Source organism: Pseudomonas sp. LB3P81, assembly GCF_054897965.1.
In genome coordinates this window covers 1,021,443-1,034,729 of the sequence record NZ_JBUBVG010000001.1, presented here as the reverse complement: position 1 = coordinate 1,034,729, position 13,287 = coordinate 1,021,443, and the positions used below count along the sequence as shown (strand labels likewise).

General features: G+C 61.7%; 14 protein-coding genes. 7 read left to right on the top strand and 7 right to left on the bottom strand.

Going from position 1 to position 13,287, the window contains the following annotated elements; all coding sequences use genetic code 11:
• Window positions 1-39: 39 nt before the first annotated feature.
• Window positions 40-969 (bottom strand): LysR family transcriptional regulator, encoded by a 930-nt coding sequence (locus ACYZTL_RS04660; RefSeq protein ID WP_461950789.1) that lies wholly within the window; start codon window positions 967-969, stop codon window positions 40-42.
• A 117-nt stretch (window positions 970-1,086) separates the two neighbouring features.
• Between ACYZTL_RS04660 and ACYZTL_RS04655 the strand changes: the two genes are divergently transcribed.
• Together ACYZTL_RS04655 and ACYZTL_RS04650 are read left to right on the top strand one after the other, a co-directional pair.
• Window positions 1,087-1,836, top strand: a complete 750-nt coding sequence (locus tag ACYZTL_RS04655; RefSeq protein WP_461950788.1) for an SDR family oxidoreductase — start codon at window positions 1,087-1,089, stop codon at window positions 1,834-1,836.
• A gap of 32 nt (window positions 1,837-1,868) precedes the next feature.
• Window positions 1,869-2,951, top strand: a complete 1,083-nt coding sequence (locus ACYZTL_RS04650; RefSeq protein WP_461950787.1) for an alkene reductase — start codon at window positions 1,869-1,871, stop codon at window positions 2,949-2,951.
• Window positions 2,952-2,953: 2 nt separating this feature from the next.
• On the opposite strand, the gene ACYZTL_RS04645 is transcribed toward ACYZTL_RS04650, so the two are convergent.
• Together ACYZTL_RS04645 and ACYZTL_RS04640 are read right to left on the bottom strand one after the other, a co-directional pair.
• Window positions 2,954-4,132 (bottom strand): cystathionine gamma-synthase, encoded by a 1,179-nt coding sequence (locus ACYZTL_RS04645; protein ID WP_461950786.1) that lies wholly within the window; start codon window positions 4,130-4,132, stop codon window positions 2,954-2,956.
• On the bottom strand, window positions 4,129-5,505 hold the full coding sequence (locus ACYZTL_RS04640; RefSeq protein WP_461950785.1) for a pyridoxal-phosphate dependent enzyme: 1,377 nt from the start codon (window positions 5,503-5,505) through the stop codon (window positions 4,129-4,131). The genes ACYZTL_RS04645 and ACYZTL_RS04640 overlap by 4 nt, the downstream gene beginning before the upstream one ends.
• A 309-nt stretch (window positions 5,506-5,814) precedes the next feature.
• Here ACYZTL_RS04640 and ACYZTL_RS04635 point away from each other — a divergent pair, with 309 nt between their 5' ends.
• Entirely contained in the window at window positions 5,815-6,264 is a 450-nt protein-coding gene (locus tag ACYZTL_RS04635; RefSeq protein WP_461950784.1) for a cupin domain-containing protein, read from the top strand.
• A 133-nt stretch (window positions 6,265-6,397) separates the two neighbouring features.
• Here ACYZTL_RS04635 and ACYZTL_RS04630 read toward each other — a convergent pair whose 3' ends face one another.
• The gene (locus ACYZTL_RS04630) at window positions 6,398-7,843 is read right to left on the bottom strand and encodes an MFS transporter (protein WP_461950783.1); all 1,446 of its coding nucleotides are present in this window, start codon (window positions 7,841-7,843) and stop codon (window positions 6,398-6,400) included.
• A 135-nt stretch (window positions 7,844-7,978) separates the two neighbouring features.
• Here ACYZTL_RS04630 and ACYZTL_RS04625 point away from each other — a divergent pair, with 135 nt between their 5' ends.
• Window positions 7,979-8,881 carry a LysR family transcriptional regulator gene (locus ACYZTL_RS04625; RefSeq protein WP_461950782.1) on the top strand — a complete coding sequence of 301 codons (903 nt, stop codon included), beginning with the start codon at window positions 7,979-7,981 and terminating at the stop codon, window positions 8,879-8,881.
• Here ACYZTL_RS04625 and ACYZTL_RS04620 read toward each other — a convergent pair.
• A complete protein-coding gene (locus tag ACYZTL_RS04620) occupies window positions 8,878-9,138 on the bottom strand; it encodes a hypothetical protein (protein WP_461950781.1) in 261 nt (86 codons plus the stop codon). The two genes, ACYZTL_RS04625 and ACYZTL_RS04620, sit on opposite strands and share 4 nt — an antisense overlap.
• 440 nt (window positions 9,139-9,578) lie before the next feature.
• Here ACYZTL_RS04620 and ACYZTL_RS04615 point away from each other — a divergent pair, with 440 nt between their 5' ends.
• Entirely contained in the window at window positions 9,579-10,646 is a 1,068-nt protein-coding gene (locus ACYZTL_RS04615; protein WP_461950780.1) for a hypothetical protein, read from the top strand.
• A gap of 16 nt (window positions 10,647-10,662) precedes the next feature.
• Window positions 10,663-11,016: a DUF1428 domain-containing protein gene (locus ACYZTL_RS04610; RefSeq protein ID WP_461950779.1), complete on the top strand. Its 354-nt coding sequence runs from the start codon at window positions 10,663-10,665 to the stop codon at window positions 11,014-11,016.
• A 15-nt stretch (window positions 11,017-11,031) separates the two neighbouring features.
• Here ACYZTL_RS04610 and ACYZTL_RS04605 read toward each other — a convergent pair whose 3' ends face one another.
• Window positions 11,032-11,226, bottom strand: a complete 195-nt coding sequence (locus ACYZTL_RS04605) for a hypothetical protein (protein WP_461950778.1) — start codon at window positions 11,224-11,226, stop codon at window positions 11,032-11,034.
• Window positions 11,227-11,286: 60 nt separating this feature from the next.
• Between ACYZTL_RS04605 and thpR the strand changes: the two genes are divergently transcribed.
• A complete protein-coding gene (gene thpR, locus ACYZTL_RS04600; RefSeq protein ID WP_461950777.1) occupies window positions 11,287-11,826 on the top strand; it encodes an RNA 2',3'-cyclic phosphodiesterase in 540 nt (179 codons plus the stop codon).
• A gap of 246 nt (window positions 11,827-12,072) precedes the next feature.
• On the opposite strand, the gene ACYZTL_RS04595 is transcribed toward thpR, so the two are convergent.
• Window positions 12,073-13,170, bottom strand: coding sequence for a polyamine ABC transporter substrate-binding protein (locus ACYZTL_RS04595; protein ID WP_461950776.1), 1,098 nt, complete (start codon window positions 13,168-13,170; stop codon window positions 12,073-12,075).
• Between the last annotated feature and the right edge of the window lie 117 nt (window positions 13,171-13,287).

Sequence of the window (13,287 nt, the reverse complement as noted above, 5' to 3'; positions counted from 1 at the left end):
CCCACACCTGTGGCGTGATGGTGTGGGCGCGGTACATTTCTAGCGGAAGCCGTTCCTGATCACTTCGTCCCAGGCAGTGGGCGAGGGGAACAACTCCAGCAGAAACTCCACGAAGACTTTCACGTTCGGGCTGCCCCGACGACTTTCCGGCCAGAGTGCTGTAATGGTGGCACGGTCGAGCGCGAACTGCGGCAACACCGGAATCAGTTCACCGCGTTTGACATAGGGAGCGGCTACGTAATTGGGCGATATGCCGACCCCTCCGCCCGCGGCCAGCACGGCTGCCACGGCATCACTGACATCTACCACAATCGTCGCGTCCGGCGTAATTTCCGCAGTGCGCTCGCCTGCCTGGTAGGGCCAGCGCAGCATCTGTCCCGAACTTTGGTAGCGAAAATTCACGCAGTCATGCTGCATGAGATCCTCAGGCTCGCGTGGGGTGCCTCGCCTGGCCAGATAGTCCGGTGAGGCGAAAGCGCCGATTCGATGGGGGGCGAGAGGACGGGAAATAAGGCGCGAATCAGCCAGGTTGCCGACCCGGAGCGCGACGTCGATGCCTTGCTCGATGATGTCGGAGAATTGATCGCCCAGGCGCAAGTCGATGCCGAGTTTTGGGTAACGCTCGCGAAATCGGGGCAGCGCCGGGGCCAGAATATTCAGCCCGATGGGCAACGGCGCCGTGACTTTCAATGTGCCTGACGGTTCGGCGCGGGATGCCACTGCGGCCTGATCGATGTCCTCGACCTCGCGCAGAATGCGCAACGCCCTTTCGTAGAGATCCCGCCCCTCAGGCGTCAGCGTCAACGAGCGCGTGGTGCGACTGAACAGCTTGAGGCCGAAATGTTCTTCAAGCCGTTGCACGCTTTTACTCACCGCCGAGGGCGAGACGGATAACGCGCGCGCAGCTGCGGTATAGCTTCCCAGAGAAGCCGCGCGGGCAAACGCAATCAGGCCAGTCAGCCTGTCCAAACCTATTTGTTCCTTCATGGCACTAGTAAAGCGACTTCCGCCCCAATTATCAACCGGCACCCAAGGCTTTAGTCTCTCCCCATCAACGCCGCATCGGCGTTTCAAGGAGACAACATCATGAGCCAGGTCCACTTCACCCCAACACTGCCAGCCCTACTCGATGGCCGCACCGTGGTCATTTTTGGTGGGACATCCGGCATCGGCCTGTCGGCAGCCATTCAAGCCAAAGCCGCAGGCGCCAGCGTGATTGTGATCGGCTCGGATGCCCGTCGTGCGCAGCAGGCGGCCAGCGACAACGGTCTTGAAGGATGGCGCGCTGCTGACGTGACCCAAAGCGAGGCCATTTACGCCGCGCTGGCGGATATTCCGCAGGTCGATCATCTGGTGTTGCTGGCGGGAACCTTTGTCGCGGGCACCTCCCTCGGTGCCGATATCAATTACCTGCGCCGGGCATTCGAGGAGCGGATGTGGGCCTCGGTGCACGCGATTCGCGCACTGGGTGATCGCCTGTCGAAGGATGGTTCGATCACGTTCATTTCCGGTTCATTGTCCGATCGGCCAAATGCCTACGGCACCGCGGTGCTGGCCGCCGCCTCTGCCGCGATGGAAGCACTGGCCCGCGGCCTCGCGCTGGAGCTGGCGCCAATCCGCGTAAACACCTTGTCCCCCGGCCCGATCAACACGCCGATTTTGAGCAAAGCCCTGGGTGAAAACCGCGACGGTTTCGTCGCCGCTCTGGAGCAGTCCTTGCCCCTGCATCGTCTGGGTACCGCAACCGAAGCGGGTGCGGCGGTGATGTTCCTGATCACCAACACCTTCATGAATGGCGCCACGCTGAACATCGATGGCGGCGCACGCCTGGTCTGATCCCGACTCTTCTACCTCGAAAGGAACCCATTATGACCACGCTTTTTAACCCCCTGCGCCTGGGCGCGATTGACGCGCCCCAACGTATCTTCATGGCGCCGATGACCCGTGCACGGGGCACCCAGGACCATTTGCCCACCGCGATCATGATTGACTATTACGCCCAGCGTGCCAGCGCCGGCCTGATCATCAGCGAGGCCATCGGCATCAGCCAGCAAGGGCTTGGCTGGCCCTACGCGACCGGGATCTGGTCGGCGGAACAAGTTGCCGGTTGGCGCCTGGTCACTGACGCCGTGCATGCGGCGGGAGGGCGGATCATCGCCCAGCTCTGGCACATGGGGCGTGTCGTTCACCCAAGTTTTCTTCAGGGCGCTCAGCCGATATCTGCGTCGATCACCACGGCGCCGGGCCACGCCCATACGTACGCCGGCAAACAAGCGTATACCCAGGCGCGGGCGTTGCCGCTGGATGAAATTCCGGCGCTGCTGGAGGACTTTCGCCACGCCGCACGCAACGCCATGGAAGCCGGTTTCGACGGCGTGCAGATTCACGCCGCCAATGGCTACCTGATCGATCAGTTTCTGCGCGACAGCGGTAACTTTCGCACCGACGAGTACGGCGGCTCGATCGAGAATCGAATCCGTTTGCTGAAAGAAGTCACGCAAGCCGTGGTCGATACCGTCGGCGCCGATCGAACCGGCGTGCGTCTGACCCCGAGCAGCTATGATCAGGGCGTGCGGGATAGCGATCCGGAACCGTTGTTTGTACGCGCTGGCGAGGTGTTGTCTGAGATTGGCATCGCGCACCTGGAGCTTCGCGAACCGCCAATGGACGGCACGTTCGGCAAGGGCGAGCGCGAAGCCATCGCGCCGTTGATTCGCCAGGCCTTCAACGGCGTGCTGATCCTCAACTCGGACTACGACATCGTCCGGGCCGAGGCCGCGTTGGCCAGTGGATTGGCCGATGCCATTGCCTTTGGTCGGCCGTTTATCGCCAACCCGGATTTGCCGATTCGCTTGGCGCAGCGTCGCCCCCTGGATGAAGACACGATGGTCAACTGGTTCACCCAAGGGCCTGAGGGGTACATCGACTACCCCGGCATCGAAGCGCGCTGAGTTCAGATGTTCCGCAGCGCCTGTGCCAGGTCAGCGCGCAAATCCTCGACATCCTCGACCCCCACGGACAAACGCACCAACCCATCGCCGATGCCGAGCTGCGCTCGGGTTTCAGCGGGGATGGTGGCGTGGGTCATGATCGCCGGATGCTCGATCAGGCTTTCCACGCCGCCCAGGCTCTCGGCGAGGGCGAAGATGCTCACACTCTCGAGGAAACGCTTGGCGCCGGCCAGGTCAGTCTTCAGATCCACAGAAATCATCCCGCCGAAACCGCGCATCTGCCGTTTCGCCAATTCATGCTGGGGGTGTGAAGGCAGGCCCGGATAGTAGACGCGCGCTACATGCGGCTGACGCTCTAGCCACTGCCCCAGTTCCAGCGCGTTGCTGCAGTGACGTTCCATGCGCAGTGCCAGTGTCTTCACGCCGCGCAGGGTCAGAAACGCGTCGAACGGCCCGGCGATCGCGCCCACCGAGTTCTGCAGAAAACCCAGACGCTCCGCCAGTTCCGGGTTCTGCCCAACCACCGCGATGCCGCCGATCACGTCGGAGTGGCCGTTGAGGTACTTGGTCGTCGAGTGCAGCACGATGTCGAAACCCAGCTCCAGCGGACGCTGGATCCACGGGCTGGCAAAGGTGTTGTCGGCCACGCAAATGATGCCGCGCGCGCGGCAAATGCGTGCGACGGCGGTGAGGTCCGTGAGGCTCAGCAACGGATTGCTCGGCGTCTCGACCCAGACCATCCGCGTGTCGTCCTGCAGCGACGCTTCGAAGGCCGCGAGGTCCGTCAGGTCGACGAAACTGAAGCGATGCCCGGCGCTGCGTTTGCGCACCTTGTCGAACAGCCGGAAGGTGCCGCCGTACAGGTCATTGCCGGAGACGATGTGCGAGCCGGCGTCGAGCAGTTCGAGCACGGTGGAGATCGCCGCCAGCCCGGAGGCGAACGCGAAGGCCTGGGTGCCGCTTTCAAGGTCGGCGACGCATCGTTCCAGCGCGAAGCGCGTCGGGTTGTGCGAACGGCCGTAGTCGAAGCCTTTGTGCACGCCAGGGCTCTGTTGCATGTAGGTCGAGTTGGCATAAATCGGCGGCATCAACGCCCCGGTGGTCGGGTCCGGCGCCTGCCCGGCGTGGATCACGCGGGTGGCGAAGGCGCGTGACGCGGCGTTTTCATCGTGTTGACTCATGCAAAGGATCTCCGCAAATGATTGAGCAGGTCGACGCGGGTAATCAGGCCATGAAAGCCCGAGGCGTCGGCGATGATCGCCACCAGCCCACGATCGAGTTCTGCCTGCAGTGTGGCCATGCTCGCGCTGGCTGGCAGGGTTTCCACTTTGTCGGTCATTGCGCTGGCCACGCTCAAGCGGAAGTGTGAAGGGTCTTCCTGCATGCCCAGCAGAATGTCGGATTCGTCGATCACGCCGACCAGTTTCTGTCCGTCCACCAGCACCGGCAGTTGCGACACATCCGCCAGGCGCATGCGCTGGAACGCCGTCAGCAGGGTGTCGTTCGGGCCGACGCTGATCACCCGGCCATCCTCGAAACGCCGCGCGATCACGTCGCGCAGATCGCCATAGGGTTTGCGCGCCAGCAATCCCTGATCGTTCATCCATTGGTCGTTGTAGACCTTCGACAGGTAGCGGGTGCCGGTGTCGCAGACGAAACTCACCACGCGCTTCGGCTCGGTCTGTTCGCGGCAGTAACGCAGCGCCGCCGCCAGCAAGGTGCCGGTCGAAGACCCGCCGAGAATGCCTTCGGCGCGCAGCAGTTGGCGGGCGTGGTCGAAGCTTTCCTCGTCGCTGATTGAATAGGCGTGGCCCACGCTGGACAGGTCGGCAATCGACGGAATGAAGTCTTCGCCGATGCCTTCCACCGCCCACGAACCGGGGGTGGTCATGGTGCCGCTGCGGCTGTATTCGGCCATCACCGAGCCGATTGGATCGGCCAGCACCATGGTCAGGTTCGGCTGTACGCGCTTGAAGAAACGGGTCAGCCCGGTCAGCGTGCCCGCCGAACCGACACCGACGACGATGGCATCCACGTCATGCTGGGTTTGCGCCCAGATCTCCGGCGCGGTGCTGCATTCATGGGCGAGCGGGTTGGCCGGGTTGTTGAACTGGTCGGCGAAAAACGCGTCGGGAATCTCCTGCGCCAGCCGCGCCGCGACATCCTGGTAATACTCGGGATGGCCCTTGCCGACGTCGGAGCGGGTGATGTGCACCTCGGCGCCCATGGCCTTGAGGTGCAGGACTTTCTCGGTGGACATCTTGTCCGGCACCACCAACACCACCCGATAACCCTTGGCGCGGCCGACCAAGGCCAGGCCCAGTCCGGTGTTGCCGGCGGTGGCTTCGACGATGGTGCCGCCAGACTTCAGCCGACCGTCGCGCTCGGCTTCGTCAATCATCGCCAGGCCGATGCGGTCCTTGATCGAGCCACCGGGGTTCTGCGATTCGAGCTTGAGAAACAGCGTGCACGGGCCGGTATCAAAACGGCTGACGCGCACCAGTGGCGTATTGCCTATCAGTTCAAGCACGGCAGGGCGGGAATCGTTCGGCATGTGTCACCTCTTTGGGGAACTTCGCACGGGAAGGACGGCAACCGGTGGCGATCCACGCGCGCCAGCTGCCGACAATGCATCGCTTGGACCATAGGCCGCGATTGCATCTCTCGCAACCTTGCGCGGCCAGCCGGTCACGTTACGGCTGGAGAGAGCCTGCTTTCGGCAACACGCGATCTGTTTGTATCGCTGTGTATCCGCAGGGCCCACAGCTAACTACGCATACAAAACCGGGGCGTCCGCGACACGTGCGCGATACATGGCGGCCTCCAAATGGGGGCACCGCAACGGTAAAACCGGAGAAATGCCATGTTCCGCATCAATGCTTGTCACACCGTCAAAATGCTCGGTGTCGCTGTTGTCACGACTGCCGCGCTCGCCGCGTTCTCCGGCGTGTCTCAGGCCGAGGAAGCGAAAGCTCCTGCAAAAAGCTGGCAGACAGGGATACATCGCACCGATCTCTTAAAAAGAGATCTCGACGTCGCCGGGCAGGAAGTGATTCAGGTACGGGTTGATATCGAGCCGGGCATCTCATCTCCCAACCACTCTCATCCAGGCGTGGAAGTGGCATACGTCATCGACGGCACGTTCGAGTATCAACTGGAAGGGCAGCCGCCGGTAACGCTGAAGACCGGTGACTCGTTGTACATCCCGGCCGGCGTCGCGCATATCGCGAAGAACATCGGGACAAAAACCGGCTCCGAACTGGCGACGTATATCGTGAAGAAAGGCGAACCGCTGGTGGTCATCAAACAGTAACGCCCGCTGAATTCGCAAGAACCAACAAGTCCCCCGTAGGAGCTGCCGCAGGCTGCGATCTTTTGATCTTGATTCTTGGCTGACCAGAAGCCACCGAAGATCAAGATCAAAAGATCGCAGCCTGCGGCAGCTCCTACAGGGGGGTCGTGGTGGGTTGAGGAGGGCGGTCGATTGCTGGTGGTCGAGTCGGCGCAACACAAAGTGCTGCAACGATCAGCCCCAACGCCACGGCAAACGTGATCCGCATCCCGTGGGCAACGGCCTCGGGCTGCGCGGTGGCGATGTCGGCTGCCTGCGAAGCGAGGGCGAACACGGCACCCAACGCGGAGGCTCCGGTGATCAGTCCGAGATTTCGTGAAAGGTTGAGCATGCCCGAGACAACACCGCGCTGGTCTGGCGCAACATCGGTCATGACCGTGGTGTTGTTGGCCGTCTGGAAGACCGCATAGCCGAGTGTGATCACCACCATCGGCGCAACGTAGCCGCCGATGCCGACTGTCTGTGGCAGCACCGATAGCGTGAAGCAACCGACAGCCATCGCGATCAACCCGGCGACCGTCATCCGTTGTGCGCCGAAACGGTCGGCGGTCCGGCCGGCGGGCACACCCGTCAATGCCGCGACACACGGCCCGACCGCCAGCAACAGTCCCACCACAACCGCTTCCAGTCCAAGCCCATGGGCGAGGTAAAACGGCCCGACCACGAGCGTCGCCATCATCACCGTCGCCACCAGCGTGCTCATCGCCAGGCTGCCGCTCAACACCGGGTTGCGAAACATCGCCAGTCGTATCAGCGGGGAGGCGACGCGCGTCTCGACGAACACGAAGAGCCCCACGCCGAACCCCGCTGCCAACAGCAAGCCCATGTTAAACAGCCCGAAATGGCCACGGCCGAGGGTCATGGCCAGCGCATACGCCGCCAACGTCAGCGCCAACACCAGCGTGCCCCACGTGTCGAAACGGGCACTCCCGGTGGTTGGCTTCTGGCGATCGGCGGGCAGATAGCGATACGCGAGCAGCAACGTCATCAGGCCCAAGGGCACGGTGATAAGGAAGAGCGCCCGCCAGCCGAAGCTGGCAATCAGCAGACCACCGACTGACGGTCCCATCGCGGTGCCAATCGCCGACATCGTCCCGAGCAAACCCATGGCACTGCCGGTTTTGTTCTTCGCTACCGTTTCGCCAACGAACGCCATGGTCAGCGCCATCATGATCGCCGCGCCGAGCCCTTGCAGTGCCCGGGCGCCAATCAACATCCCCAGCGTCGGTGCCCAAGCGCACAGTGCTGAGGCAAGGGTGAACACGCCGATGCCGCCGAGCAGCAGCCGTCGCCGCCCGATAAGGTCACCGAGCCGCCCCACGCTGACGATCAGGGTGGTGATCGCCAGCAGATAAGCAATGACGATCCACTGCACTTCCTGAAACGTCGCGTTGAACACCTGCGCCAGCGTCGGCAACCCCACATTGGCGATGCTGGTGCCGAGCGAAGACAGCAGCATCGACAACGACAGGCTGATCAGCGCCCACCGCACGGTGGGTGTCTGTGGTGCACTGTCTACGATGGCAATGGTCGGCTTCATTCTGTCCCTCTTGTTCTGGCCACTCCCGAAGCGGAGCTGTCAGAAATCTACGCCGACGCCTAACATGGCGGAAGACGCACGGTTTGCACTTTACTCGTGCGCTCAACGCCATCTCACTTTGCCGCGGGGCGATTCATGTCTACTCCGGATTTCAATCTGTTGGTCACCCTCGATGTGCTGCTCACCGAGGGCAGCGTGGCGCGTGCTGCCAAACGCTTGCGGTTGAGCCCGTCGGCGATGAGTCGGGCGTTGGCGCGGTTGCGTGAAACCACGGGCGACCCGCTGCTGGTCAGGGCCGGGCGTGGGCTCGTCGCCACGCCTCGGGCGCTGGAACTGCGCGAGCGGGTCAGTCAGTTGGTGCAGGATGCAGAGGCGGTGCTGCGTCCGGCTGAGCAGCCTGACTTGAAACAACTGGTTCGCACGTTCACGTTGCGCACCAGCGAGGGTTTTGTGGAGAACTTTGGCGCGCCGCTCATCGCTCGCGTTGCCGAGCAAGCGCCCGGCGTGCGCCTGCGCTTCATGCACAAACCTGACAAGGACAGCACGTCGCTTCGTGACGGGACCGTAGATCTGGAAACCGGTGTGGTGGGGAAGTCCGCCGGACCCGAGTTGCGCACACAGGGTTTGTTTCGCGACCGCGTCGTCGGCGTGGTGCGCATGGGGCACCCGCTGAGCCAGGGCGAGATCACACCGGAACGTTTTGCGGCGGGGGGCCACATCAGTGTCTCGCGGCGCGGGCTCGACAAGGGGCCTGTCGATGAGGCGTTGGCGACGCTGCAACTGGAACGGCAGGTCGTGACCATCGTTGCCGGTTTCTCGACCGCATTGGCGCTTGCCCGCGCCACCGACTTGATCGCTACCGTTCCTGAACGCCATACCGAAAACCTGCGGGCGGGCATGCACAGTTTTGCGCTGCCATTTCCCTTGTTGGCGTTCACCGTCGCGATGCTCTGGCATCCACGGCTGGACGCCGATCCGGTGCATCGCTGGTTACGTGGCTGCGTACGAGAGGTGTGTGCGCGAAACAACGAACCTTAAAAGGTGAACGAGCGGGAGGAGTGCCGGGCGAGTTCGGCATCCAGCAGATGTTCGGCCAGCACATCATTCAAAAAGCGGAACTGATCGTTGAACCCGACCACTTCGTTGCTGAAGTGGTTGGCGGCGGCCGGCATCAGCAGCGCCTCGAAGTTTTTGTCGAACACCAGCGACAGCACTTTGCGCGAAACGGCCTGCTGCGAGTAGTAGTTGTTGCCGAACACCGGAAAGCTCACGGCGAGGGTGACGGAGTGGATCATGATGTGCGCTCCTCAGTCAGGACGTACCACGAAAAAACGGTCAGCGTGAAGGCTGTCAGGGCCAGGCAGGTCAGCAGATGGATCATCATGACTTGCCCCTCCGGTTCGGGGTTTTGTGTCGGGTTGAGGTTGATCCTACGCTGACGGTTTATGAGCGGAAGGCATTCGCGGCGATGGTGAATATCGACAGAAGTGATGGCCGGGTTTTGTGGTGTTCTTGAGGACCCCTTCGTCGGAACGCCGCCCAGAGCAAGCCCGCTCCCACAGGGGAATGCATTCCAAATGTGGGAGCGGCGGTGCGACGATTCGACTTGCTCGCGAAGAGGCCCTCAAGAACACCATCAACCTCAGAGCAAGCACCCACCGCCGCCTATACTCAAATCAGGGTGCTTAAACCCCCGAATATCCTGTTCGGGGGAAGACTGTAGGACACCACGATCTTGAACCTGCGTTCGCTGATCGTCGCCGTGCTGCTGGTGTTGGCGGGATGCGCCATGCCTGCGCGTGCCCCGGCGCCAGCGCCGCCGGTGATCATTTCCCAGAGCACCTGGCAGCAGGTGGATCGGGACATCGTCGCAGCGTCCCAGTCCGCCACCGAACAGGCCAAAATCTACTCGCGCGGGGCCATGGATTACTGGCGAACCCGGGTCTATCAATTGACCGAAGAAAAGTTCATTCCCTGGTTCAGCAGTTACTGGACCCAGGAATGGCTGTCGATGAAAGTCAGCTGGTACACCCTCAGCGCCAAAGGCGAGCAGGATGCCGCGGCCAAGCGCCTGGCGGCCTATCTGCTGGAGCAATACCAGAAGCGCGTGCTGGCCCCGGTCGCGGTGGAGATTGATCCCGACCAGATCCTCGGTCTGGCAATGGCGTTCTACGTCGACATTCTTCAGGAAGAGCTGCAGAAAATCTCCCAGCGCTACGGCGTGCCGATGGCGCAGCTCAACGGCCGCCTCCAGCAAATCCCCGCCATCGCCCTGGGACCGCCGCCCGCGCGGGACGCTTCGCTGTACCAGGTCGTGCACACCCAGCCGCTGAACACACTGCCGGCTTACGCGGCGCTGATCGACAAGATCCACAAGGCCGGCGGTAGCAAGGGGGTTGATTCGACCGACACCGCCATGGCGCCGGTGGCCAAGCGCGCCAGCCAGCGGATGGAAGCCGAAATGGCCCCGCGCGGTGCCGCCAGTGCCGTGGCGGCGGCGGCGGGGAGACTGGCCGGGGGATTGATTACCGTGGGCGTGGCGGGGATTCGTGCGCTGATTCAAGCCAACGACCGGCCGGACAGCGAAGCACTGATTCGCAGCAGCCTGGGCAACACCTTCGACAAGGCTTGGATAAAACTGGTGCAGAACCCGACGACCGGTGTGATGGCGGGGACGTTGTACATGGCAGGGCAGATCGAGGGCAATCTGGCGGGGAGTGCCGAAGTACCGTCGGTCAGTTCGAGCAGCGGCGCTGTCGATTGGAGTCCGCCCGAACCGACTAACCCGCAGATCGATCCATAACCCAAGGAGAACGACCATGTCCTACGTTGATGGCTTCCTCGCAGCCGTACCCACCGCCAACCGTGAAAAATTCAAAAAACACGCCGAAACCGCCGCGGCCATTTTCAAGGAAAGCGGCGCTCTGAGTCTCGCCGAGTGCTGGGGTGACGATGTGCCCGACGGCAAGGTGACTTCGTTTCCGATGGCGGTGAAACTCAAGGAGGACGAAACCGTGGTGTTTTCCTGGATCATCTGGCCGGACAAGGCGACCCGCGACGCCGGGATGGAAAAATTCATGAACGATCCGCGAATGCAGCCGGGCGTCAATCCGATGCCGTTCGATGGTCAGCGCCTGGTGTTCGGTGGTTTTGAAATGATTGTGAAGGCTTGAACATCAACCACGGGATCACTCCGACGCCGGGGTGATCCTGCAACTTTTTCGATTGCGGATCTCGTTGTCCGTCGGTCGCTCCCTGACGAATTCGAAACGCGGCTCACCTTCGCTATAGTGAACCAGCCAGCCCCATTCCAGCTCTGACTCATCCTGACCCGGTTGCGGTGGCATGGCCCACCATGGCTCTTTGCTGATGATCTCTCGCATGGCCCCCTCCCGTAGATTCGGTTGGTTCAACTATAACGTGCATGTCAGGAGGTGCCAGGCGTGAGCGACGAAACCCCGGAGCCGGTCAAGCGGCTGTTTTTCGCGTTGGGCTGTCCGCCCGAGCAACGCAAGGCCATCGCCCAATGGCGCAGTGCTCTGCAGTTGCGCATGGGCCGGCCGGTGCCGGCGGAAAACTTTCACCTGACGTTGCTGTTTTTGGGCGCTGTGGGCGTGGCACAGATTGCCGAGATCTGCACGGCGGCAGCAAAGGTTCGTGTGCCGGGTGTGGCGTTGCGGGTGGCGCTGGATCGGCTGGATGTCTGGCGCAGGGCAGGGGCGTTGGTCCTCGCGCCGGAGGAGGCGCCGCCGCAGTTGTTGCGCCTGGTGTATGCGCTGGAGCAAGCGATGTTGCCATTCGGGTTTGAGGATTCGCCGAAGGAGTTTCGGCCGCACCTGACGTTGATGCGTGACTATCGGGCGCCGGTGCCTGAATCGGCGACGCCGCCGGAGTTTTTTCTGCGGGCTGACCGATTTGCTTTGTTCGAATCGCACAAGGGGCGCTATCGAGCGCTGGCCGAATGGCCGCTCGTTCCGGAATAAAAAAAGCGCCCGAGGAGGGCGCCAAATTCACCTTAACCGAGGAAGCCAGGTGAGGCCGTTCGTCAGAGAGGAGTGCAGCGGTGGTAAGGCGCTGCGTGAACGGAAAACGAAGAGAGCACCGCGGATCAAAGGTGGGAGCTGGCTTGCTCGCGAAAGCGGTGTACCTGCGACGAAGTTGTCGACTGACACTCCGTCTTCGCGAGCAAGCCCGCTTGCACCTTTGATCCGCAGTGTTCATCAATATTTTTACTTACCGAGCTTCACCCGCGTCCAGCCCCGGGTCATCACCCGCTGAACACCAATCGGCATGTCCGGAATCGCATACAACGTCGCCATCACGGCCTGCGACGGATACGACCCCGGATTATCGCGAATCGCCTCATCCACCAACGGCGTCGCCGCCGCGTTGGCGTTGCTGTAGCCGATGTTGTTGGTGATCTCGGCGATGATGTCCGGACGCATCAGGAAGTTCATGAACAGGTAAGCGTTTTCGACGTTTGCTGCGTCCCGTGGGATCGCGACCATGTCATAAAAACTGCCAGCCCCTTCTTTCGGAATGCTGTATTCGACCTTCACCTTGTCGCCCGCTTCCTGCGCGCGGGCCTTGGCTTGCAGCACGTCGCCGGAGTAGCCGACCGCCACGCAAATGTTGCCGTTGGCCAAATCGGAGATGTACTTCGACGAATGGAAGTACGCCACCGACGGCCGAATCTTCATGAACAGCGCTTCAGCTTCAGCGATTTGGCCTTTGTCCTGCGAGTTCACCGGGTAACCCAGATAGTGCAGGGCAGCGGGCAGCATCTCGGTCGGCGAATCGAGGAAACTGATGCCGCAGGCTTTCAGTTTTTCCGCGTTTTCCGGTTTGAACAACAAGTCCCATGAGTTGGTCGGGGCGTTGGCGCCGAGCACTTCCTTGACCTTCTGCGGGTTGAAACCAATGCCAATCGAACCCCACATGTACGGGAAGGCGTGACCGTTATCCGGGTCGCTGGCCGAAGCGTTTTTCAGCAGCACCGGGTTGAGGTTTTTCCAGTTCGGCAGCTTCGACTTGTCCAGTTCCTGATAGACGCCAGCCTTGATCTGCTTGGCCAGGAAACTGTTGGACGGCACGACAATGTCGTAGCCGGATTTGCCCGCGAGCAGGCGTGCCTCAAGGGTTTCATTGCTGTCGAACACATCGTAGGTCACGCGAATGCCGGTCTCGTCTTCGAACTTCTTGACCGTGTCCGGGGCGATGTAATCCGACCAGTTGTAGACGCGCAGTACCTTGTCATTGGCCTGGGCGCCGGTGGTGACTGCGCCCAATAAGGACAGTGTCAGCAGAGTCCTGCCAAACATTTTCATCGGTACAACTCCATTCTTTTTATTCAAAATCACAAAGCCAAAATGCGGTGAACACAAAACCTGTTGAGTAAACACAAAACCTGTTGAGTAAACACAAATCCTGTGGAGTAAACACAA

Excerpts from the sequence above, each read along its gene's own strand:
- ACYZTL_RS04640 (WP_461950785.1), bottom strand. The coding sequence starts at position 5,505 with ATGCCGAACGATTCCCGCCCTGCCGTGCTTGAACTGATAGGCAATACG.
- ACYZTL_RS04630 (WP_461950783.1), bottom strand. The coding sequence starts at position 7,843 with ATGAAGCCGACCATTGCCATCGTAGACAGTGCACCACAGACACCCACC.
- ACYZTL_RS04620 (WP_461950781.1), bottom strand. The coding sequence starts at position 9,138 with ATGATCCACTCCGTCACCCTCGCCGTGAGCTTTCCGGTGTTCGGCAAC.
- ACYZTL_RS04645 (WP_461950786.1), bottom strand. The coding sequence starts at position 4,132 with ATGAGTCAACACGATGAAAACGCCGCGTCACGCGCCTTCGCCACCCGC.
- ACYZTL_RS04595 (WP_461950776.1), bottom strand. The coding sequence starts at position 13,170 with ATGAAAATGTTTGGCAGGACTCTGCTGACACTGTCCTTATTGGGCGCA.
- ACYZTL_RS04625 (WP_461950782.1), top strand. The coding sequence starts at position 7,979 with ATGTCTACTCCGGATTTCAATCTGTTGGTCACCCTCGATGTGCTGCTC.
- ACYZTL_RS04635 (WP_461950784.1), top strand. The coding sequence starts at position 5,815 with ATGTTCCGCATCAATGCTTGTCACACCGTCAAAATGCTCGGTGTCGCT.
- ACYZTL_RS04610 (WP_461950779.1), top strand. The coding sequence starts at position 10,663 with ATGTCCTACGTTGATGGCTTCCTCGCAGCCGTACCCACCGCCAACCGT.
- ACYZTL_RS04655 (WP_461950788.1), top strand. The coding sequence starts at position 1,087 with ATGAGCCAGGTCCACTTCACCCCAACACTGCCAGCCCTACTCGATGGC.
- ACYZTL_RS04605 (WP_461950778.1), bottom strand. The coding sequence starts at position 11,226 with ATGCGAGAGATCATCAGCAAAGAGCCATGGTGGGCCATGCCACCGCAA.
- ACYZTL_RS04650 (WP_461950787.1), top strand. The coding sequence starts at position 1,869 with ATGACCACGCTTTTTAACCCCCTGCGCCTGGGCGCGATTGACGCGCCC.